Annotated in this window: 18 protein-coding genes; 13 read left to right on the top strand and 5 right to left on the bottom strand. The window is 56.2% G+C overall.

The genetic code is table 11. From position 1 onward, the window contains the following. The first annotated feature begins 69 nt into the window (after positions 1-69). From srlA to gutQ, 7 genes are all read left to right on the top strand, one after another. Positions 70-633, top strand: coding sequence for a PTS glucitol/sorbitol transporter subunit IIC (srlA, locus tag ACJ9N4_RS04550; RefSeq protein ID WP_182272419.1), 564 nt, complete (start codon positions 70-72; stop codon positions 631-633). After that, positions 630-1601, top strand: coding sequence for a PTS glucitol/sorbitol transporter subunit IIB (locus ACJ9N4_RS04555; RefSeq protein ID WP_182918834.1), 972 nt, complete (start codon positions 630-632; stop codon positions 1599-1601). The genes srlA and ACJ9N4_RS04555 overlap by 4 nt, the downstream gene beginning before the upstream one ends. Before the next feature lie 12 nt (positions 1602-1613). After that, the gene (gene srlB, locus ACJ9N4_RS04560; RefSeq protein WP_182272421.1) at positions 1614-1976 is read left to right on the top strand and encodes a PTS glucitol/sorbitol transporter subunit IIA; all 363 of its coding nucleotides are present in this window, start codon (positions 1614-1616) and stop codon (positions 1974-1976) included. Positions 1977-1991: 15 nt separating this feature from the next. Beyond that, positions 1992-2771 (top strand): sorbitol-6-phosphate dehydrogenase, encoded by a 780-nt coding sequence (gene srlD / locus ACJ9N4_RS04565; protein ID WP_182272422.1) that lies wholly within the window; start codon positions 1992-1994, stop codon positions 2769-2771. 67 nt (positions 2772-2838) lie between these two features. After that, positions 2839-3198: a transcriptional regulator GutM gene (gene gutM, locus ACJ9N4_RS04570; protein WP_182272423.1), complete on the top strand. Its 360-nt coding sequence runs from the start codon at positions 2839-2841 to the stop codon at positions 3196-3198. A 63-nt stretch (positions 3199-3261) separates the two neighbouring features. After that, positions 3262-4035 carry a glucitol operon DNA-binding transcriptional repressor SrlR gene (srlR, locus tag ACJ9N4_RS04575; protein WP_182918838.1) on the top strand — a complete coding sequence of 258 codons (774 nt, stop codon included), beginning with the start codon at positions 3262-3264 and terminating at the stop codon, positions 4033-4035. After that, positions 4028-4993 carry an arabinose-5-phosphate isomerase GutQ gene (gutQ, locus tag ACJ9N4_RS04580; RefSeq protein WP_182272425.1) on the top strand — a complete coding sequence of 322 codons (966 nt, stop codon included), beginning with the start codon at positions 4028-4030 and terminating at the stop codon, positions 4991-4993. The genes srlR and gutQ overlap by 8 nt, the downstream gene beginning before the upstream one ends. On the opposite strand, the gene norR is transcribed toward gutQ, so the two are convergent. Further along, the gene (gene norR, locus ACJ9N4_RS04585) at positions 4990-6504 is read right to left on the bottom strand and encodes a nitric oxide reductase transcriptional regulator NorR (protein WP_182918839.1); all 1515 of its coding nucleotides are present in this window, start codon (positions 6502-6504) and stop codon (positions 4990-4992) included. The two genes, gutQ and norR, sit on opposite strands and share 4 nt — an antisense overlap. Positions 6505-6690: 186 nt before the next feature. On the opposite strand from norR, the gene norV reads away from it, so the two are divergent. From norV to ACJ9N4_RS04605, 4 genes are all read left to right on the top strand, one after another. Then, positions 6691-8139 (top strand): anaerobic nitric oxide reductase flavorubredoxin, encoded by a 1449-nt coding sequence (gene norV, locus ACJ9N4_RS04590; protein ID WP_182918840.1) that lies wholly within the window; start codon positions 6691-6693, stop codon positions 8137-8139. Next, positions 8136-9269, top strand: coding sequence for an NADH:flavorubredoxin reductase NorW (gene norW, locus ACJ9N4_RS04595; RefSeq protein WP_182918841.1), 1134 nt, complete (start codon positions 8136-8138; stop codon positions 9267-9269). The genes norV and norW overlap by 4 nt, the downstream gene beginning before the upstream one ends. A 239-nt stretch (positions 9270-9508) precedes the next feature. After that, entirely contained in the window at positions 9509-9667 is a 159-nt protein-coding gene (locus ACJ9N4_RS04600; RefSeq protein ID WP_182918842.1) for a hypothetical protein, read from the top strand. Positions 9668-10233: 566 nt separating this feature from the next. Beyond that, positions 10234-11901 (top strand): SgrR family transcriptional regulator, encoded by a 1668-nt coding sequence (locus ACJ9N4_RS04605; RefSeq protein WP_411500292.1) that lies wholly within the window; start codon positions 10234-10236, stop codon positions 11899-11901. Here the strand turns inward: ACJ9N4_RS04605 and ACJ9N4_RS04610 are convergent. The 4 genes from ACJ9N4_RS04610 to ACJ9N4_RS04625 all read right to left on the bottom strand — a co-directional run bounded on the left by ACJ9N4_RS04610 (position 11874) and on the right by ACJ9N4_RS04625 (position 16821). Next, positions 11874-12896 (bottom strand): HoxN/HupN/NixA family nickel/cobalt transporter, encoded by a 1023-nt coding sequence (locus ACJ9N4_RS04610; RefSeq protein ID WP_182272430.1) that lies wholly within the window; start codon positions 12894-12896, stop codon positions 11874-11876. The two genes, ACJ9N4_RS04605 and ACJ9N4_RS04610, sit on opposite strands and share 28 nt — an antisense overlap. A gap of 1 nt (position 12897) precedes the next feature. Beyond that, positions 12898-15120 carry a carbamoyltransferase HypF gene (gene hypF / locus ACJ9N4_RS04615; RefSeq protein WP_411500293.1) on the bottom strand — a complete coding sequence of 741 codons (2223 nt, stop codon included), beginning with the start codon at positions 15118-15120 and terminating at the stop codon, positions 12898-12900. 6 nt (positions 15121-15126) lie between these two features. Beyond that, positions 15127-15672 carry an electron transport protein HydN gene (hydN, locus tag ACJ9N4_RS04620; RefSeq protein ID WP_182272432.1) on the bottom strand — a complete coding sequence of 182 codons (546 nt, stop codon included), beginning with the start codon at positions 15670-15672 and terminating at the stop codon, positions 15127-15129. Positions 15673-15807: 135 nt separating this feature from the next. Then, positions 15808-16821: a LacI family DNA-binding transcriptional regulator gene (locus ACJ9N4_RS04625; protein ID WP_411500294.1), complete on the bottom strand. Its 1014-nt coding sequence runs from the start codon at positions 16819-16821 to the stop codon at positions 15808-15810. A gap of 214 nt (positions 16822-17035) precedes the next feature. Between ACJ9N4_RS04625 and ascF the strand changes: the two genes are divergently transcribed. After that, positions 17036-18487, top strand: coding sequence for a PTS cellobiose/arbutin/salicin transporter subunit IIBC (gene ascF / locus ACJ9N4_RS04630; RefSeq protein WP_395122200.1), 1452 nt, complete (start codon positions 17036-17038; stop codon positions 18485-18487). A gap of 18 nt (positions 18488-18505) precedes the next feature. Continuing rightward, on the top strand, positions 18506-19930 hold the full coding sequence (locus ACJ9N4_RS04635; RefSeq protein WP_182918845.1) for a 6-phospho-beta-glucosidase: 1425 nt from the start codon (positions 18506-18508) through the stop codon (positions 19928-19930). Positions 19931-20005: the final 75 nt, after the last annotated feature.

Consider the following 20005-nt stretch of genomic DNA (forward strand, 5'->3'; position numbering starts at 1 on the left):
AAAACCTTTCAAAGTGATTATTATTAGTCGCGGTTATACAAAAACAAAAAGCCCCCACAGGAGAGAAGAATGATAGAAACCATCACCCACGGTGCCGAGTGGTTCATCGGGCTGTTTCAGAAAGGCGGAGAGGTGTTCACCAGTATGGTGACCGGGATCCTGCCTCTGCTGATCAGCCTGCTGGTTATCATGAACGCACTTATTAACTTTATCGGCCAGCAACGCATTGAACGCTTCGCCCAGCGCTGCGCCGGGAACCCACTGTCCCGTTATCTGGTTCTACCCTGCATCGGTACGTTCGTTTTCTGCAACCCGATGACCTTAAGTCTCGGTCGCTTTATGCCAGAAAAATACAAGCCGAGTTACTACGCCGCTGCATCCTACAGCTGCCACTCGATGAACGGCCTGTTCCCGCATATCAACCCCGGCGAGCTGTTTGTCTACCTCGGTATTGCCAGCGGTCTGACCACGCTTGGCTTACCACTTGGCCCGCTGGCGGTGAGCTATCTGCTGGTCGGTCTGGTCACCAACTTCTTCCGCGGCTGGGTTACCGACCTCACGACCGCCATTTTCGAGAAAAAAATGGGCATCCAGCTTGAACAAAAAGTCCATCTTTCAGGAGCCACAGCATGAGCCGTATTCGCATTGTTAAAGGAACGGGCGGCTGGGGCGGCCCGCTGGAACTCGACGCCACTGAAGACAAAAAAATTGTCTACATCACTGCAGGCACGCGCCCGGCAATTGTCGACAAACTGCGTGAGTTAACTGGCTGGGAAGCCGTCGACGGTTTTAAAGAGGGTGAACCACCGGAAGCTGAAATCGGCGTTGCGGTCATTGACTGCGGCGGCACCCTGCGCTGCGGCATTTATCCAAAGCGTCGCATCCCGACCATCAATATTCACGCCACCGGTAAATCTGGCCCACTGGCGCAGTACATCCTTGAAGATATTTATGTTTCAGGCGTGAAAGAAGACAACATCCGTCTGGCAGAAGGGTCCCCTGCTTCACAGAAAAAGGAAGCCAAAGCCGCGCCGCGTGATTACGACACCAGCAAAAAAATCACCGAGCAGAGCGACGGCCTGCTGGCGAAAGTTGGGATGGGCATGGGTTCGGCGGTGGCGGTGCTGTTCCAGTCCGGGCGCGACACCATCGACACGGTGCTGAAAACCATTCTGCCGTTTATGGCATTCGTCTCGGCGCTTATCGGCATCATTATGGCATCCGGTCTGGGCGACTGGATTGCCCACGGCCTCGCCCCGCTTGCCAGCCATCCGCTCGGGCTGGTGACGCTGGCACTGATTTGCTCTTTCCCGCTGCTGTCACCGTTCCTCGGCCCGGGCGCGGTGATTGCGCAGGTCATCGGCGTGCTGATTGGTGTGCAAATCGGTCTGGGAAATATTCCTCCACACCTGGCTCTGCCTGCCTTGTTTGCCATTAACGCTCAGGCAGCGTGCGACTTCATTCCCGTTGGGCTATCGCTTGCCGAAGCGCGCCAGGACACCGTGCGCGTTGGCGTACCGTCAGTGCTGGTAAGCCGCTTCCTGACAGGTGCACCAACCGTACTGATTGCCTGGTTTGTCTCCGGCTTTATTTATCAATAAGAGGTTCCTGCGATGACCGTGATTTACCAAACCACCATTACCCGCATCGGACAGAGCGCAGCCGATGCGCTCAGTGACCAGATGCTGATCACCTTCCGCGAAGGTGCGCCAGCGGATATTGAAGAGTTTTGTTTTATCCATTGCCACGGCGAGCTGAACGGTGAGCTGAAGGCCGGTAGTCAGCTGGAGCTGGGTGAAACGCGTTATGCCGTCACCGCCGTGGGTGACGTGGCTGAGCAAAACCTGCGTGAACTGGGCCACATCACCCTGCGTTTTGATGGCCAGTCACAGGCGGAATACCCCGGTACGGTTCACGTGGATGGCCCGGTTCCACAGGCCGTAACCCCAGGCTGCACGTTAAAATTTGTTGCGTAATTTAAGGAGAAAGATATGAGTCAGGTTGCCGTTGTCATTGGTGGGGGACAAACCTTAGGAGAGTTCATCTGCCGTGGGCTTGCCGCAGAGGGTTACCGCGTAGCGGTAGTGGATATTCAGAGTGAAAAAGCCGCGCGCGTGGCGGACACCATCAACACCGAGTTTGGCGAAGGGATGGCGTACGGGTTTGGAGCCGATGCCACCAGCGAACAGAGTGTGATGGCGCTCGCTCGCGGTGTGGATGAGATTTTTGGCCGCACTGACCTGCTGGTCTACAGTGCCGGGATTGCAAAAGCGGCATTTATCAGCGACTTCGCGCTGGGCGATTTCGACCGCTCGCTGCAGGTCAATCTGGTGGGGTATTTCCTCTGTGCCCGCGAGTTTTCACGCCTGATGATCCGCGACGGAATTCAGGGACGCATCATTCAGATCAACTCCAAATCGGGTAAAGTGGGCAGCAAACACAACTCCGGTTACAGCGCGGCCAAATTTGGCGGCGTGGGCCTGACGCAGTCGCTGGCACTGGATCTGGCCGAATACGGCATTACCGTACACTCGCTGATGCTCGGCAACCTGCTGAAGTCACCGATGTTCCAGTCCCTGCTGCCGCAGTATGCCACCAAACTCGGTATCAACGCCGACGAAGTGGAGCAATATTACATCGACAAAGTGCCGTTGAAGCGCGGCTGCGACTATCAGGACGTGCTGAATATGCTGCTGTTTTACGCCAGCCCGAAAGCGTCTTACTGCACCGGGCAGTCGATTAACGTGACCGGTGGGCAGGTCATGTTCTGATCGAGCAGCCTGATGCCCTCACCCTACCCCTCTCCCGCCGGAGAGGGGAAAAAAACAAGGAGCTGATATGGTCACCGCATTAATCACCGTCGCTGCTATCGCCTGGATCTGCCAGATGGCGTTTGGCGGCTGGCAAATCCACCAGTTCAACCGCGCATTCGAGGCGCTGTGCCAGAAAGGCCGCGTGGGCGTCGGGCGTTCCGGCGGACGCTTCAAACCTCGTGTGGTGATTGCGATTGCGCTGGATGAAGACGACAACGTCTGCGATTCACTCATCATGCGTGGCATGACGGTGTTCGCCAGACCGGCGAAAATCCAGGCAATCAATGGCACATCATTGCAGGAATTGCAGCCTGATGTGATCTTTCCCCATGATCCACTCTGTCAGAATGCACTATCATTAGCGCTTAATCTGAAACATGGATAATTTCGTTGTGAACGCTATAAGCTTGCGAAATTATCATTTCGCAACGTAAGGAATTGAGCGCCTATGAAACCACGTCAGCGGCAGGCGGCCATTCTGGAGCATCTGCAAAAGCAGGGAAAATGCTCGGTAGAAGAACTGGCCCACTACTTTGACACGACCGGCACGACAATACGCAAGGACCTGGTATTGCTCGAAAACTCTGGCGCAGTCATTCGAACCTACGGTGGAGTGGTGCTCAACAAAGACGAAACCGACCCGCCTATCGACCACAAAACGCTGATCAATACGCACCAGAAAGCGCTGATTGCCGAAGCCGCCGTGAAATTTATCCACGATGGCGACTCTATCATCCTTGATGCGGGCAGCACGGTGTTACAGATGATCCCGATGCTCAGCCGCTTTAACAACATCACGGTGATGACCAACAGCCTGCATATCGTCAACGCCCTGTCGGAAAACGACTGCGAGCAAACCATTCTGATGCCTGGCGGTACCTTCCGTAAAAAATCAGCCTCGTTTCACGGTCAACTGGCAGAGAACGCCTTCGACCACTTCAGCTTTGATAAACTCTTTATGGGCACCGACGGCATCGACCTGAATGCGGGCGTGACCACCTTCAACGAGGTGTTCAGCGTCAGCAAGGCCATGTGCAACGCGGCACGGGAAGTGATTCTGATGGCAGATTCTTCGAAGTTTGGCCGTAAAAGCCCCAATATTGTCTGTAGCCTTGAGAGCGTCGATAAGCTGATTACCGATGCAGGTATCGATCCGGCGTTTAAAAAAGCGCTGGAAGAAAAAGGAATCGATGTGATCGTAACCGGAGAAAGAGATGAGTGATTTTCTGTTAAACGCAGGTCGCCAGACGCTGATGCTGGAGCTGCAGGAAGCCAGCCGCCTGCCGGAACGTCTTGGGGAGGATTTTGTTCGCGCAGCAAACACCATCATCCAGTGTGAAGGCAAAGTGATTGTGGCGGGTATCGGTAAATCGGGCCATATCGGTAAGAAAATTGCCGCTACGCTTGCCAGCACCGGTACCCCAGCCTTCTTCGTTCATCCTGCCGAGGCGTTGCATGGCGATCTGGGGATGATTGAAAGCCGTGACGTGATGCTGTTTATCTCCTACTCCGGTTCGGCCAAAGAGCTGGATCTCATCATTCCACGTCTGCAGGAAAAATCCGTCGCCCTGCTGGCGATGACGGGTAAAGCCCGTTCACCGCTGGCACTGGCAGCCAAAGCGGTGCTAGATATTTCCGTTGAGCGTGAAGCATGCCCGATGCACCTCGCCCCAACCTCCAGCACCGTCAATACCCTGATGATGGGCGATGCGCTGGCGATGGCGGTGATGCAGGCGCGCGGTTTCAATGAAGAAGATTTTGCCCGCTCACACCCTGCGGGCGCGCTTGGCGCACGCCTGCTCAATAAAGTGCATCACCTGATGCGTACCGACGATGCTATTCCGCAAGTCAAACTCAACACCAGCGTGATGGATGCGATGCTGGAGCTGAGCCGCACCGGGTTAGGGCTGGTCGCGGTGTGTAATGAGCACGGTCAGGTCAACGGTGTGTTTACCGACGGCGACCTGCGCCGCTGGCTGGTGGGTGGCGGCAAGCTGGAATCGCAGGTTTCTGAAGCGATGACCAAAGGCGGGCTGACGCTGAATGCCGAAAGCCGCGCAATCGAGGCCAAAGAGGTACTGATGAAGCGCAAAATCACCGCCGCCCCGGTAGTGGATGAGAGCGGCAAGCTGTGCGGTGCCATCAACCTGCAGGACTTCTACCAGGCCGGAATTATTTAACCCTTCAGCCCCAGACGCTTCGCCAGCCGGTGCAGGTTGGCGACGTCGGTTTCCAGCGCCCGCGCGCATGCCGCCCAGCTGCGGTTGTTCTGCTCCAGCGCGCGAGTGATCATCTGACGCTGAAACTCCTCTGTCGCGTCGCGCAGGTTTTCATTGGCAATCTCTGGCGCAGCCTGAGTGACGGCCTGAACGCTTTCATCATGCAGCGCAAAATGACGCGCGTGGATCACCACTTCATCGCCTGAACGTGTCGCCCGCGCCAGCACCACCGCGCGGTGGATCGCATGTTCCAGCTCGCGCACGTTACCCGGCCAGCCGTAGCTCAGCAGATGACTGCGCGCACCCGGGCTTAGCACGACCCGGGAAAGCCCCATTTTGAGCCGACACTGCTCGCAGAAATAGCCCGCCAGCAACACCACATCTTCACCACGCTCGCGCAGCGGCGGCACGGAAAGCGGGAACACACTCAGGCGATGGAACAAATCAGCACGAAAATTCCCGGCCAGCACCTCTTCGCGCAGATCCCGGTTAGTCGCCGCCAGCACGCGCACGTCCACCCGTAAGCTGCGGTCATCGCCCACGCGCTGAATATCGCCGTACTGCAACACGCGCAGCAATTTAGCCTGTAACGACAACGACAATTCGCCAATTTCATCGAGGAACAGCGTGCCGTTATCCGCCATTTCAAACTTGCCGCTGCGGTTGCTGATAGCCCCGGTAAATGCCCCTTTAACGTGACCAAACAGCTCGCTCTCCGCCACGCTCTCCGGCAGTGCGGCACAGTTAAGGTACACCAGCGGATTCACCGCACGCGGTGACGCTTCGTGAATCGACTTTGCCACCAGCTCTTTACCAGTGCCGGTTTCCCCGAAGATCAGTACGTTCAAATCGGAGGCGGCCACGATGTCGACCTCTTTTTTGAGCTGGACCATGCCCGGCGACAGGCCAATCATCTCCGTATGAGCCACCTGCTCAAATGCCGACGGGCTACCAGGAAGAATGTTCTGGCTCTCCAGTTGTTCAATCAGCAGGGCATTATTCAGCGCCCCGGAGGCCAGCGCGGCAATCAGCCGCAGCTCTTCGTCGCTGAAAGTATCAAACTGGTCTGGCGACATCCCGTCGAGGGTCAGCGCGCCAATCAGATTTTGTCCGGCAAACAATGGCAGGCCGATGCAGGCGTGTACCTTCAGGCTCTCCTGCCCGGGGATCAGACCGTCGTAAGGATCGGGTAAATCACTGTCTGCCGGGAAGCGCACCACATCACCCGCACGGGCGATGGTTTCCAGACGCGGATGGCCTTCCAGGGTAAAGCGCCGTCCGAGTACGTCCTGCGCCAGCCCGTCGATGGCCAACGGAATAAATTGCCGCCCTTCGTAGCGGAGTAGTGCCGAAGCGTCACATGCCAGCACGTGACGCAGTGTGGAGATCAGCCGCTGAAAGCGATCCTGATGCCCAATACCGGTTTGCAGTTCAATGGCGATTTTCGCCAGCACGTCTACGGAAAAACTCATCTGCGCCTCACTGTCATTTTGACAACTCATATTGTCATATTGACAGCTTCAGTGATAGTCATAATGACTACCCATTACGGATAACAAAATAAAAAATACATAAAAATCAATATAATAAAAAGTTGGCACGCAACTTGATATAAGCAAAACATCTTATTTAAAAATGCCGTATTAATTGAGGTTGCTATGTCTATTCTGGTTAAAAATAACATTCATTGGGTTGGCCAACGTGACTGGGAAGTACGTGATTTCCACGGAACGGAGTACAAAACGCTGCGCGGCAGCAGCTATAACAGCTATCTCATCCGTGAAGGGAAAAACGTGCTGATTGATACCGTCGATCACAAATTCAGCCGCGAGTTCGTGCAGAACCTGCGTAACGAAATCGACCTGGACGCACTCGACTACATCATCATCAACCACGCGGAAGAAGACCACGCCGGTGCGCTGACCGAGCTGATGTCTTACATTCCGAATACCCCTATTTATTGCACCGCCAACGCTATCGACTCCATTAACGGCCACCACCACCATCCGGAGTGGAATTTCCATACCGTAAAAACCGGCGACTCACTGGATATCGGTAACGGCAAACAGTTGATCTTCGTTGAAACCCCCATGCTGCACTGGCCTGACAGCATGATGACCTACATGACCGGCGACGCGGTGCTGTTCAGTAACGACGCCTTCGGCCAGCACTACTGCGACGAACGTCTGTTCAATGACGAAGTGGATCAGACCGAACTGTTTGAGCAGTGCCAGCGCTACTACGCCAACATCCTGACCCCGTTCAGCCGTCTGGTCACGCCAAAAATCACCGAGATCCTCGGCTTCAACCTGCCGGTAGATATGATTGCCACCTCTCACGGCGTGGTGTGGCGTGAAAACCCAACCCAGATTGTGGAGCTGTACCTGAAATGGGCAGCAGATTATCAGGAAGACCGCATCACACTCTTCTACGACACCATGTCCAACAACACCCGCATGATGGCTGACGCCATTGCCCAGGGTATCAACGAAGTTGACCCGAATGTGGCGGTAAAAATCTTTAACGTGGCGCGCAGCGATAAAAACGAGATCCTGACCAACGTCTTCCGCTCTAAAGGCGTGCTGGTAGGCACCTCCACCATGAACAACGTGATGATGCCGAAAATTGCCGGCCTGGTGGAAGAGATGACCGGCCTGCGTTTTCGTAACAAACGCGCCAGCGCCTTTGGCTCACACGGCTGGAGCGGCGGTGCGGTAGACCGTCTGTCTACCCGCCTGCAGGATGCCGGTTTTGAGATGTCCATGAGCCTGAAGGCAAAATGGCGTCCGGATATCGACGCACTGGAACTCTGCCGCCAGCATGGCCGTGACATTGCACGTCAGTGGGCGCTCGCTCCATTACCAGACGTGGCGGTAAAAACCAGCGCACAACAGGAAGCCTGCGCCTGTGCTGCGGCCGCCACCGCTAACCTCGGCCCGCGCATGCAGTGCAGCGTCTGCCAGTGGATCTACGACCCGGAACTGGGCGAGCCGCTGCAGGATGTTGCCCCAGGAACGCCGTGGAGCGATGTGCCAGACAACTTCCTTTGCCCGGAATGTTCGCTCGGTAAAGACGTCTTTGATGAGCTGGGTACGGAGGCAAAATGAGCAACGGTATCGTCATCATCGGCTCGGGCTTTGCTGCCCGCCAGCTGGTGAAAAATATCCGCAAACAGGATGCTAATGTGCCGCTGACGGTGATCGCCGCCGACAGCATGGATGAGTACAACAAACCTGATTTAAGCCACGTCATTAGCCAGAACCAACGTGCCGACGATCTCACCCGCCAGAGCGCGGGAGAGTTCGCGGAGCAATTTAACCTGAACCTGTTTCCGTACACCTGGGTTACCGATATCGACGCTGCCGCCCATGTGGTGAAAGCGAAAGAGAAAACCTGGCAGTACGACAAGCTGGTTCTGGCTACGGGGGCATCAGCGTTTGTGCCACCGGTTGAAGGGCGTGAGCTGATGATTACGCTCAACAGCCAACAGGAGTATCAGGCCAGTGAAACGTGGCTTCGTGACGCGCAACGGGTGATGATTGTCGGCGGCGGCCTGATTGGCACTGAGCTGGCGATGGATTTCTGTCGTGCGGGTAAATCCGTCACTCTGCTCGACCACGCTGCCAGCATTCTGTCAGCGCTAATGCCCGCAGAAGTAAGCAGTCGCTTACAGCATCGTCTGACCGATATGGGTGTACATCTGCTGCTGAAATCTCAGCTGCAAAGTCTGGCTAAAACAGAGAACGGTATTCGCGTCACGCTCGACCGTAATCGCCATGTTGAGGTGGATGTGGTGGTTGCGGCCACGGGTCTGCGTCCGGAAATCGGTCTGGCGCAACGTGCCGGAGCCGGGACGAACCGTGGCGTGAAGGTGGACAGCTACCTGCAAACCACGCAGCCGGATATTTACGCGCTGGGTGACTGCGCCGAAATCAACGGCCAGGTACTGCCGTTCCTGCAGCCGATTCAATTAAGTGCGATGTATCTGGCGAAAAATCTGCTTGGCGCTTCTGCACCACTGAAATTACCCGCCATGCTGGTGAAGGTGAAAACACCGGAGTTACCGCTGCATCTCGCAGGCGAAACGCAGCGCCAGGATCTGAACTGGCACATCGCTATTGAACCCCAGGGCATGGTGGCCCGGGGATCCGATCATGACGGTCAGGTGCGCGCTTTTGTGGTTAGTGAAGACCGGATGAAGGAGGCTTTCGCACTACTGAAATCATTGCCCGCTTAACCCTCTTACCACGCTTACTTAACCTTAGGATTTTCTTATCCGTAGCCCCGACGTCCCGGGGCTTTTTTTTTGCGTATTTTATTCAACAAAAGAATACAAATCAGATAAATCATCGTCATTAATCCCTTATTCATTACATCCATGAATATTTAAATGCGGAACACCTGAAAAACATCAACCTGTTTTATTCCATGTTCCCGGCTTACTCTGACAGTGAATTAATCAGCCGGAGACATCCCATGGCCACTTTTAGCAAAGAGCTTAACTATCTTTCTGCCTATTTTAAACAGACAAAGAAAGCAGAACATATTTTATTTCGCTGGCTGTATCTCAGCCCGGAAGCCCGTATTGAGCGTCTGCGTGAATTGATGATGCCGATGAGCAATGTTAAGCGGTAACCACCTGGTGACCCTACGCTGACGCGGGCCTGTGGATTTTGCAGGCCGGGTAAGCGTAGGGTCATCAGGTAAAAAACAGGAACAAATTATTTAACTCTTCATCGTTTATTTAAAGAATGACTTATTAAAAACATCACAGAAATTAATTTATCCCACATCACACTTTTCTTCTTCACGCTTTTACATTAAAACAAAAACTGTTGTTTTTCGTTGTGAATGATGTCCTCTTTGGGATCCTGTCTCATGAACGCATATCGCAACATTACCCGTTGCCGCTATATCATTACGCCTGGGCCAACCTGACGTTTTTAATATTCCGTTTATATCGCGTGGATTCGTGGCCACATATGGCCTTCCGTACAGCACGGTATTGATACCTTCAGCGTGCTGGACGAGCCCGCGCTGAAGATCCGCCCGCAGATCGAAGCCTGATACATCCCCTCACCCTCCGCCAAAATGGCGAGGGTGAGGGAATAAAACCGGAACACTTTATATATCCCTGCCTTATTTATTCCGCAAAACCACTTACACTCTCATCATGCCCCTTTCACCACCGGTACGTCGTCATGCGCCAGCTTCAGAAAATCCGTCAGTATCAACGGCTTTACCAGCACTACGGTGCGGAGCCAAAGCCCACGACTATTGCTGAAGTTGCTGAGGTCGCGCTGTGCAGTGAACGTCATGTGCGCACGTTACTGCGCCAGCTCACGCAAAGCGGATGGTTAAGCTGGCATGCGCACCCAGGACGTGGACATCGCGCCATTCTGCATTGCCTGGCGACCACCAGTGAACTCAGCGCGCCGCTGATGCACGCTTGTCTCGAAAAAGGGGATTACCAGAGTGCATTACAGCTGGCCGATGGCGATCCGGCCAGTCTGCATCACATCATCACCCCATTTTTGGGCGGGAAATGGCTTAAGCACCAGCCAACCTTGCGTATTCCGTGGTATCGCCCGCTGACGTCACTTCATCCGGCACTACAGCGCCGCCGCGCCGAACAGCATATTATCTGCGCGGTACACGCAGGGCTGACGCGCTATACACCCGGTCAGCCGCACCCGATACCCGATTTAGCCCATCACTGGAATGCCAGTGAAGACAAACGCCGCTGGCGTTTTTACCTGCGCAGCGGCGCACACTGGCATAACGGGCAAGCCATTAGCGATGAAGATATTCTCAGTGCGCTACAACAGGTACTGGCTGACCCGGCACGTAATGTGGGGTTGAGACACGTTAAGGAGACGTCGCTTGTCGCCCCCTGGTGTCTGGAGATAAACCTGAACACGCCTGATGCCATGCTGGCACACCGTCTTGCGCATCACGTTTGTCGTCTTCCGCACCCGCAACAGCCTGATGTCGGTGCCGGGCCGTTTGCCATCGCCCATCACCACTCGCACTACCTGCGCCTTGAGCGCCAGCCCTGGTACTTTGCCGCTCATCCACTGCTGCATGCGATTGAGTTCTGGCGAACCCGCACAGAAGCAGATAAACCGGCGTGGATCACCGTCGGGAAGGGACAAAACGCGCAGGAAGCCATTACCTCGACCAGCGAGGGATTCGCGTGGTTAATGGTGAACGCCACATTGCCCCCACCGCTGGCTGCCTGGCTGCGCCGGGAAATTCTGTCAATTAATCAGCAACATTTTGCCCATCGGGATGATTTAGAAACCAGGACGGCATTACTGCCTGGCCTGACGACACCAGAATATCCGGAAACATCCGGAGTAAAACTTCCCGCCACCCTTGCGCTGGTTTGCTACCACACCCCAGAACTGTGCGAGCTGGCCAGCATGCTGCAAACGCGTCTGAGAAAGCACGGTTGCGAATTGACAATCAGCAGGAAAGATCGCGAAGAATGGCATACACATAACGCACTGACGCAGGCCGATCTGTTGCTCGGTGACTATCTGGCGGGCGGACTTCCGGGATTTGCGCTGGCAGAGTGGTTTACTGACGAACCGGCCTGGGCCACTGCACTGGGTGAAGACATATGGCAAAAAGAGAAGCAGAAGCTGATGGGATATTGCGGGAGCGAGGAGAGCCTGAGTAACCTCCTGCCCTCCTTTTTTCAATCTCTGCTCGAAAGCGGCGCATGTACGCCGCTGTTCCACTATCGCTATCGCATCAACACGATGGAAAATGTGCAGGACATTGTGCTGACGGCCGGAGGCTGGCTTGATTTCACTCGCGCCTGGTTACCCCCCGCTCAGGAACGCACGACCAGCGCATCGTAGCCACGCCAGCGGTAGTTGATCATGGAGATCAGCCAGCAGGCGATAAACAGCCCCACCACCACAAATCCGGCGTTGCCCAGGTTGTCATTAACCTCGCCAATCAGATCCCAGATGCCACCGGTCAGGGCAAATTTGTCCATCAGCAGACCCAGCGCTTCCAGGCCGCCGATGAACAGGGCCACCACCACAGAGGTACCGGTGATGGTCATGTTGTAGTAGAGCTTGCGCTGCGGTTTGTTGAATGCCCAGCCGTAGGCTCCCACCATCAGCAAATTGTCGAGGGTATCCACCAGCGCCATACCGCTGGCGAAAAGTGCCGGGAAGATCATGATTGACCACACCGACATGCCGTTTGAGGCACTGGCGGCGGAGATCCCAAGCACGCCAATTTCCGTCGCGGTATCAAATCCCAGACCGAACAGGAAACCAACCAGATACATCTGCCAGCTCTTGTTTACCAGGCGAAACGTTGCACCAAACAGCCAGTTCATCACCCCACCAGATGCCGGAAGCGTGATGTCGCCGCACGTTGGATGACCGTTTTTCAGCGCCTGAAAATTACGCCAGACGCCACGTAAAATCACCATATTGACCAGCGCCATCGCCAGCAGAAACGTCGCAGAAACCGCCGTACCAATCAGGCTGCCCGTCTCATGAAACCAGGCCATATTCTTCTGAAACGCCGTGGCCGTAGCGGCAATGGCAATGGAGGCCAGCACCACGATGGTGGAGTGCCCCAGTGAAAACCACGCCCCCACACCGGACGGGCGTTTGCCCTGTTGCATCATCTTACGCGTAACGGTATCAATGGCCGCAATGTGGTCGGCATCCACCGCATGACGCAGTCCGTAGCACCAGGCGAGCAGGCTTGCCGCCATCAGCGCCGTGCTGCCGCTGAAGGTTTGCCAGGCCCATCCCCAGGCCAGAAGATTAGCCATTACCAGAGCCAGCAGCAGGAGCGCCGCACGAGGTTCATTGCGTAAAAGTCGTAACATTTTAAGTCCTTTGTGAACATGACCGGGCGGCGGCAACTACCGCCTGCCCGAAGGAGATAGCCCCATCGCCTGCAGGCAGGTGATGAGGAAAAAGAAGGGTAAAGTCAGAGAGGTAATGACGCAGACGCGCACGCAACAGACGGTTATGTAACACGCCACCGCTAAAACAGACGGCAGTAAGTGATAAGCGCCGGGCATGGAACGCGGCGAAATCAGCCAGTCCTTTTGCCAGCGCATCGTGAAACGCCCATGCGCGTTCGCAGGGCTCAGCCCGCCAGTTCAGCCACTGTTGCCAGAAGAGAGCAAGGTTCTCCACTGACAGCGTAACCGGGTGTTCGACTCCCGCACACTGCGCTGCCAGCGCTTCCAGCCTGCATGCAGCCTCACCTTCATAGCGCTGCTTTTCTGGCACAATGCCCAGCGCACAAGCCACCGCATCGAACAGCCGTCCGCAGGATGAAGCCAGCGGCGTGTTGATACCACGGGACATCGCTGTCGCCAGCAGCGGCCAGTTTTGCATCTGAACGGCTCGCGTTTCCGGGTAGCGCTGCCAGTCCGGCACAAACGCCAGGCAGTGGGCGAATAAATTGCGCCACGGGTGCATTGCTGCCTGATCCCCTCCCGGCAGCGCCACGGCAGGCAACCCACCCAGATGTTCGCAGTTAAGATAGTTAACCCGCAGGCACTCCCCACCCCATAGCGCACCGTTCTCGCCCATCCCGATGCCGTCCAGCGTCAGGGCGATGACATCACCGCCGTCGAGCGGCCAGCCGTTTTCGGCCAGGCACGCCGCGGCATGGGCGTGGTGATGTAATACCGTTTCAATCGGCAACGCCTGCGCTTCCGCCCACTGGCGGGTGTGGTATCCCGGATGCGCATCGCACACCACACGCTCCGCCTGAAACGCATAGATTTGCTGCATGACCGACAGCGCCGAGCACCACTGAGCGTCAACGCCCTCATCACTGAGATCGCCAAAATGCTGGCTCAGCACCGCCTGGTTACCCCGCACCAGACAGAAGGTGTTTTTCATCTCAGCCCCGGTACACAACATGGCGGGAATATGGCTGAAACCGGCAGGTAACATGATGGCATCTGGCACAAAACCGCGCGCACGGCGCAGTATTGCACCGTCCCGATCCATCACTGAATCATCCATCCGCTGAAGGATATCGCGGTTGTGCAGCAGAAAACCGTCGGCAATATCCCCGAGGTCGTCCAGTGCCTGTTGATTACGGATAGCGGGTGGCCTGCCGCTGAGGTTGCCGGAGGTCATCACCAGCGGGCGCTGGCAGTCCATCATCAGCAAATGTTGCAGTGGGTTCGCCGGGAGCATCACCCCCACACAATCCAGGCCCGGCGCGATCGCATCGGGTAATGGAGGCAGCCATGCTTTCGGCGTCAGTACGATCGGAGCCGCAGGAGAGTGCAACAGCACCTGAACCGGCTCCGGCAAAGAACCTGCATGCGGGATCATCACTGCCAGCGGCTTTGCCGGGCGCTGTTTGCGTGCCCGTAGTTTCTCCACCGCCTGCGGGTTTTGCGCGTCGCAGACCAGATGAAAGCCCCCCAGCCCTTTAACCGCAACAATGCCACCGTTTTTTAGCCTCTCAACCGCTGCGCTGAGTGCCTGCTCTCGCGTGGACTGAGCATCACCCGCACGCCATTCCAGCTCCGGCCCGCAGTCCGGGCATGCCACCGGTTGAGCATGAAAGCGCCGATCTGCGGGGTCGAGATACTCCATTTCACACGGCAGGCAGAGCGGAAATGACGCCATTGTCGTGGCCGGACGATCGTACGGCATGGCGCGGATAATGGTAAAACGCGGACCGCAGTGGGTGCAGTTGATAAACGGATAGCGATAACGGCGCTCGCGAGGATCGCGCATTTCGGCCAGGCACGCCGGACAGGTGGCCGCATCCGGCACAATCTGGGTGTCCATCGCCCCGCCCGCACTGTGACGGATGGTAAATTCCTCCGGCAGCGCCGGCCAGACGAACGGCAGCGTGTCGACATTATCAATACGCGCCAGCGGTGGGCAGTCCTGGTGCAGCCTTGCGATGAAGTCCCCCCCATCACCGACAACGCGCACCAGCACGCCCTCACCGTCATTGCAGACATCCCCCGTCAACTGAAGCTGGTGCGCCAGTTGCCAGACGAAGGGACGAAACCCCACGCCCTGCACCTTGCCGCGCACCCGCAACTGCACACCGTTACTGCTCATAGCGGATCAGAACAGCAGAGATGAGCTGGTGTCGAACGCCGCACGACGACGTTTTTCGGCGCTCATCTGTTCGAGCTTGTCACGATCCACACAAACCAGCGCGTGCGTAGGGCAAACTTCCATACAGGCCGGGCCCGCTTCACGGTGGTAGCAGAGGTCACATTTGTTGGCTTCCGCTTTGTCCGCGCGCACGCTCAGCCCCATACCGCTGTTGCGCACAACCGGGCGAACCACCACTTCCATCGCGCCATACGGACAGGCCACCACGCAGGTTTTGCAGCCGATGCAGCGTTCCTGCATGACGTGGACAAACCCTTTTTCGCGTTTAATCGCCCCGTTCGGGCAGACGTTGGCGCACGGTGCGTCTTCGCACTGACGACAAATCGCTGCGGTTGAGATATTCACGCCCTTAATAACATGAATACGCGGCAGGAAAGAATCCGGGGTCAGGGAGGCACAATCCTGCTCCGTCTGGTGGGATACAACGCACGCAACTTCACAGGTACGGCAACCAATGCACTTACTGGCATCGGCCATCATAAAACGGTTCATCTGCTTCTCCAGCATAACAGTCATGCGCGGAGATATTCATAAACCGTGCCAGTTTTTAACCCATTGATTTATATTGATTTGAAATATATGGTGCGGCACTGTCATCGTCACTTATGACGATGACAGCTGTCGACGTCAGCGGTGTGGGCCGTCAATGACAGAATCACGCAGAATAAGCTCACCAGAGAACGTTTGCTGATATTTGAACTCACCGCCGTCGAGCATGAAGATCAGGCGGCTGATGGTCTCTTTAATCATTTCTGTTACCGGAATGCGCACGCTGGAGAGTGGCGGCACCATGTAGGGCGCAATCGCCACATCGTCGAAGCCGATCACCGACACCGCATCCGGCGTGATAACCCCGCTGTCGTGAAGCTGCTTCATCGCCCCGATGGCCATATCGTCGTTACTCGCCACCAGTGCCGTAAAAGTTTCACCGCGTGATAACAGCTCAGAAACGGCCGCCGCGCCGCTGGCCGGGTTCCATTTCCCCTGCGCAATCAGCTCCGGGCGCAGCGCAATGTGATGCTGCACCAGCGCGTCTTTGTAGCCGGAAAGACGCTCAGCCCCGGTCGGGGAATCCAGCGAGCCGGTGATAAACGCAATCTCCCGATGCCCTTTCGCAATCAACTGCGACACGGCGTCCTGGCAGGATGCTTTATGATCTGACCAGACACAATGGCTGCTGTTTTTACGCAAACGACGATTGAGCACCATAATCGGTTGTTCGCATTTTTCGATAATCTCGTCCATCTCATCCACGCTCAAAAAGCGCGGATAGATAATCACCGCATCGCAGCGCATATCGAGCAGGTACTGGATAGCCTCGCGCTCTTCGTCGGCGCTGTGCTTGCCGTCCGCCAGAATCAACTGTCGCCCCTTCTCTTCCGTCATCCGCGCGGCGTGAAACAGCAATTCGCTAAAGTAGACGCCGTGGTAGAGGGTGTTAGTGACCACCAGCCCCAGCGTCTGGGTACGTTTGGTGGCCAGGTTTCGCGCCAGCAAATTGGGGCGATAGCCGCTCTCCTCAATCGCCTGAAACACCCGGTCTCTGGTCTCCTGGCTGACGTAGCCATTCCCCGACAGCACCCGGGAAACCGTCGCTTTTGAAACGCCGGCCCGCTTCGCCACTTCCAGCATCGTGGTCATGATGTTATTCCGTTTGAAACTGATGGGCGCAGTGTACTGCACCGCAGAAAAATTGTCGCAGCGGCGATATCACGCTTTCAACACCTCAAAGTGATCATCATCACGAATATAAGAAATGTACAAAATGTGATCTTGTTTCATTCAAAGAAACTCATGATGATTATGTGGAACCGGTTTCCTACATATTCTCACCATGACAACAGGATCACATCCGATGGCCAAAAATTATGCCGCGCTGGCGAACGACGTTGTCAGCGCGCTGGGCGGTAAAGACAACATCGTCGCCGTCACCCACTGTATGACGCGCCTGCGTTTCGTCCTGAAAGACGAAACCCTCACCGATGCCGCTCGCCTGAAAAGCATCAGCGGTGTGCTCGGCGTGGTACGCAACGACAACCAGTGTCAGGTGATCATTGGCAACACCGTTTCTCAGGCTTATCGTGAAGTGATCAGCCTGCTGCCGACGAACCTGCAGCCTGTCGTACCGGAAGGCCCGCAAAAAATGACCCTGCGCCGCATTGGTGCCGGGATCCTTGATGCACTGATCGGCACCATGTCCCCGCTGATCCCGGCGATCATCGGCGGCTCAATGGTCAAGCTGCTGGCGATGATCCTTGAGATGACGGGCGTACTGGCAAAAGGTGCGCCGACGCTCACCATCCTGACCGTTATTGGCGACGGTGCATTCTTCTTCCTGCCGCTGATGGTGGCAGCCTCTGCAGCGGTAAAATTCAAAACCAACATGTCGCTGGCCATTGCCATCGCGGGGGTGCTGGTACACCCGGGCTTTATCGAGCTGATGGCAAAAGCGGCACAGGGCGAGCACGTTGAATTCGCCTTTATTCCGGTAACGGCGGTGAAATACACCTACACCGTGATCCCGGCGCTGGTCATGACCTGGTGCCTGTCGTATATCGAACGCTGGGTCGACCGGATGACTCCGGCAGTCACCAAAAACTTCCTCAAACCGATGCTGATCGTCCTGATTGCCGCCCCACTCGCCATCGTGCTGATTGGGCCACTTGGGATCTGGATCGGTAGCGCCATTTCTGCGCTGGTGTACACCATTCACGGCTATCTGGGCTGGCTCTCCGTGGCAATTATGGGCGCGCTCTGGCCGCTACTGGTGATGACCGGCATGCACCGCGTGTTCACGCCAACCATCATTCAGACCATTGCCGAAACGGGCAAAGAAGGGATGGTCATGCCGTCAGAAATTGGAGCCAACCTGTCGCTCGGCGGTTCATCGCTGGCGGTGGCATGGAAAACGAAAAACCCGGAACTGCGCCAGACGGCGCTGGCGGCAGCGGCTTCCGCCATCATGGCGGGTATTTCTGAACCCGCGCTGTACGGCGTAGCGGTGCGTCTGAAACGCCCGCTGATTGCGAGCCTTATCAGCGGTTTCATCTGCGGTGCAGTGGCCGGAATGGCGGGTCTTGCCAGCCACTCGATGGCGGCTCCGGGGCTGTTTACCAGCGTCCAGTTCTTTGATCCGGCTAATCCGATGACCATCGTCTGGGTATTTGGCGTGATGGCGCTGGCGGTGGTGTTGTCGTTTGTTCTGACCCTGATGCTGGGCTTTGAGGATATTCCGGTTGAGGACGAGGCGGAAAAGGCCCGCGCCCTGCACACCGCCCCGGTTCAGGGCAAAGCAGCACAAGTATAAATTGATAGCGAGGTAAAAATGTCTGTTTTTCCACAAGGATTTTTATGGGGCGGCGCACTGGCCGCCAACCAGAGTGAAGGGGCTTACCGTGAAGGCGGTAAAGGGCTGGCCACGGTCGATATGATCCCCCACGGAGCCAACCGACTGGCGGTGAAACTCGGTAAGGAAAAACGTTTTTCGTTGCGTGACGACGAGTTTTACCCAGGCCACGAGGCGATCGATTTTTACCATCGCTATAAAGAAGACATCGCCCTGATGGCGGAGATGGGCTTTACGGTATTCCGCACCTCAATTGCCTGGAGCCGCCTCTACCCGAACGGCGACGAGCCGCTGCCGAACCAGGAAGGCATTGCCTTCTACCGTGCGGTGTTTGAAGAGTGCAAAAAGTACAATATCGAGCCGCTGGTCACCCTGTGCCACTTCGATGTCCCCATGCACCTGGTCACGGAGTACGGCTCCTGGCGTAACCGCAAAATGGTCGATTTCTTCGCCCGCTACGCCCGCACCTGCTTCGTGGAATTTAACGGTCTGGTGAAATACTGGCTGACCTTCAACGAAATCAACATCATGCTGCACAGCCCGTTCTCCGGCGCGGGGCTGGTGTTTGAAGAAGGTGAAAACGAAGATCAGGTGAAATACCAGGCCGCACACCACGAGCTGGTGGCAAGCGCGCTGGCAACCAAAATCGCCCACGAGGTGAACCCGGAAAACCAGGTCGGCTGCATGCTGGCAGGCGGTAATTTCTACCCGTACTCCTGCAAGCCAGAAGACGTGTGGATGGCGCTGGAAAAAGACCGCGAGAACCTGTTCTTTATCGACGTACAGGCCCGTGGTCGCTACCCGGCTTACTCTGCCCGCGTGTTCCGCGAAAAAGGGGTGGAGATAGTTAAAGACCCTGGCGACGACGCGCTGCTCAAGAACACTGTCGATTTTGTCTCGTTCAGCTATTACGCCTCGCGCTGCGCGTCGGCGGACATGAACGCGGGGAATACCAGCGCGGCGAATATCGTGAAGTCACTGCGTAACCCGCATATTCAGGTCAGCGAATGGGGCTGGGGTATCGACCCGCTGGGCCTGCGTATCACCATGAACATGATGTACGACCGTTACCAGAAGCCGCTATTCCTGGTGGAAAATGGCCTCGGTGCAAAAGATGTCATTGATGCTAACGGCGAGATTAACGACGACTATCGCATCAGCTACCTGCGCGAACATATCCGCGCAATGGGAGATGCAATTGAGGACGGTGTACCGCTGATGGGCTACACCACCTGGGGCTGCATTGACCTGGTGTCGGCATCAACAGGCGAGATGAGCAAGCGCTACGGGTTTGTCTACGTCGACCGGGACGATGCCGGGAATGGCACGCTGGACAGGAAACGCAAGAAATCGTTCTGGTGGTATAAAAAGGTGATCGCAAGTAACGGGGGGGATCTGGCGTAGCCTGTTGCCCTCACCCCAGCCTTCTCCAACAGGGAGAGGGAGAAGGATTTTGTAGGCCGGGTAAGGCGAAGCCGC

This window comes from Enterobacter sp. LM3 (assembly GCF_046622475.1).
GTDB lineage: Bacteria > Pseudomonadota > Gammaproteobacteria > Enterobacterales > Enterobacteriaceae > Enterobacter > Enterobacter cloacae_P.

What these genes read in the sequence shown, in the direction of transcription:
- srlA (WP_182272419.1), top strand. Translation starts at nt 70, where the DNA reads ATGATAGAAACCATCACCCACGGTGCCGAGTGGTTCATCGGGCTGTTT.
- ACJ9N4_RS04555 (WP_182918834.1), top strand. Translation starts at nt 630, where the DNA reads ATGAGCCGTATTCGCATTGTTAAAGGAACGGGCGGCTGGGGCGGCCCG.
- srlB (WP_182272421.1), top strand. Translation starts at nt 1,614, where the DNA reads ATGACCGTGATTTACCAAACCACCATTACCCGCATCGGACAGAGCGCA.
- srlD (WP_182272422.1), top strand. Translation starts at nt 1,992, where the DNA reads ATGAGTCAGGTTGCCGTTGTCATTGGTGGGGGACAAACCTTAGGAGAG.
- gutM (WP_182272423.1), top strand. Translation starts at nt 2,839, where the DNA reads ATGGTCACCGCATTAATCACCGTCGCTGCTATCGCCTGGATCTGCCAG.
- srlR (WP_182918838.1), top strand. Translation starts at nt 3,262, where the DNA reads ATGAAACCACGTCAGCGGCAGGCGGCCATTCTGGAGCATCTGCAAAAG.
- gutQ (WP_182272425.1), top strand. Translation starts at nt 4,028, where the DNA reads ATGAGTGATTTTCTGTTAAACGCAGGTCGCCAGACGCTGATGCTGGAG.
- norR (WP_182918839.1), bottom strand. Translation starts at nt 6,504, where the DNA reads ATGAGTTTTTCCGTAGACGTGCTGGCGAAAATCGCCATTGAACTGCAA.
- norV (WP_182918840.1), top strand. Translation starts at nt 6,691, where the DNA reads ATGTCTATTCTGGTTAAAAATAACATTCATTGGGTTGGCCAACGTGAC.
- norW (WP_182918841.1), top strand. Translation starts at nt 8,136, where the DNA reads ATGAGCAACGGTATCGTCATCATCGGCTCGGGCTTTGCTGCCCGCCAG.
- ACJ9N4_RS04600 (WP_182918842.1), top strand. Translation starts at nt 9,509, where the DNA reads ATGGCCACTTTTAGCAAAGAGCTTAACTATCTTTCTGCCTATTTTAAA.
- ACJ9N4_RS04605 (WP_411500292.1), top strand. Translation starts at nt 10,234, where the DNA reads ATGCGCCAGCTTCAGAAAATCCGTCAGTATCAACGGCTTTACCAGCAC.
- ACJ9N4_RS04610 (WP_182272430.1), bottom strand. Translation starts at nt 12,896, where the DNA reads ATGTTACGACTTTTACGCAATGAACCTCGTGCGGCGCTCCTGCTGCTG.
- hypF (WP_411500293.1), bottom strand. Translation starts at nt 15,120, where the DNA reads ATGAGCAGTAACGGTGTGCAGTTGCGGGTGCGCGGCAAGGTGCAGGGC.
- hydN (WP_182272432.1), bottom strand. Translation starts at nt 15,672, where the DNA reads ATGAACCGTTTTATGATGGCCGATGCCAGTAAGTGCATTGGTTGCCGT.
- ACJ9N4_RS04625 (WP_411500294.1), bottom strand. Translation starts at nt 16,821, where the DNA reads ATGACCACGATGCTGGAAGTGGCGAAGCGGGCCGGCGTTTCAAAAGCG.
- ascF (WP_395122200.1), top strand. Translation starts at nt 17,036, where the DNA reads ATGGCCAAAAATTATGCCGCGCTGGCGAACGACGTTGTCAGCGCGCTG.
- ACJ9N4_RS04635 (WP_182918845.1), top strand. Translation starts at nt 18,506, where the DNA reads ATGTCTGTTTTTCCACAAGGATTTTTATGGGGCGGCGCACTGGCCGCC.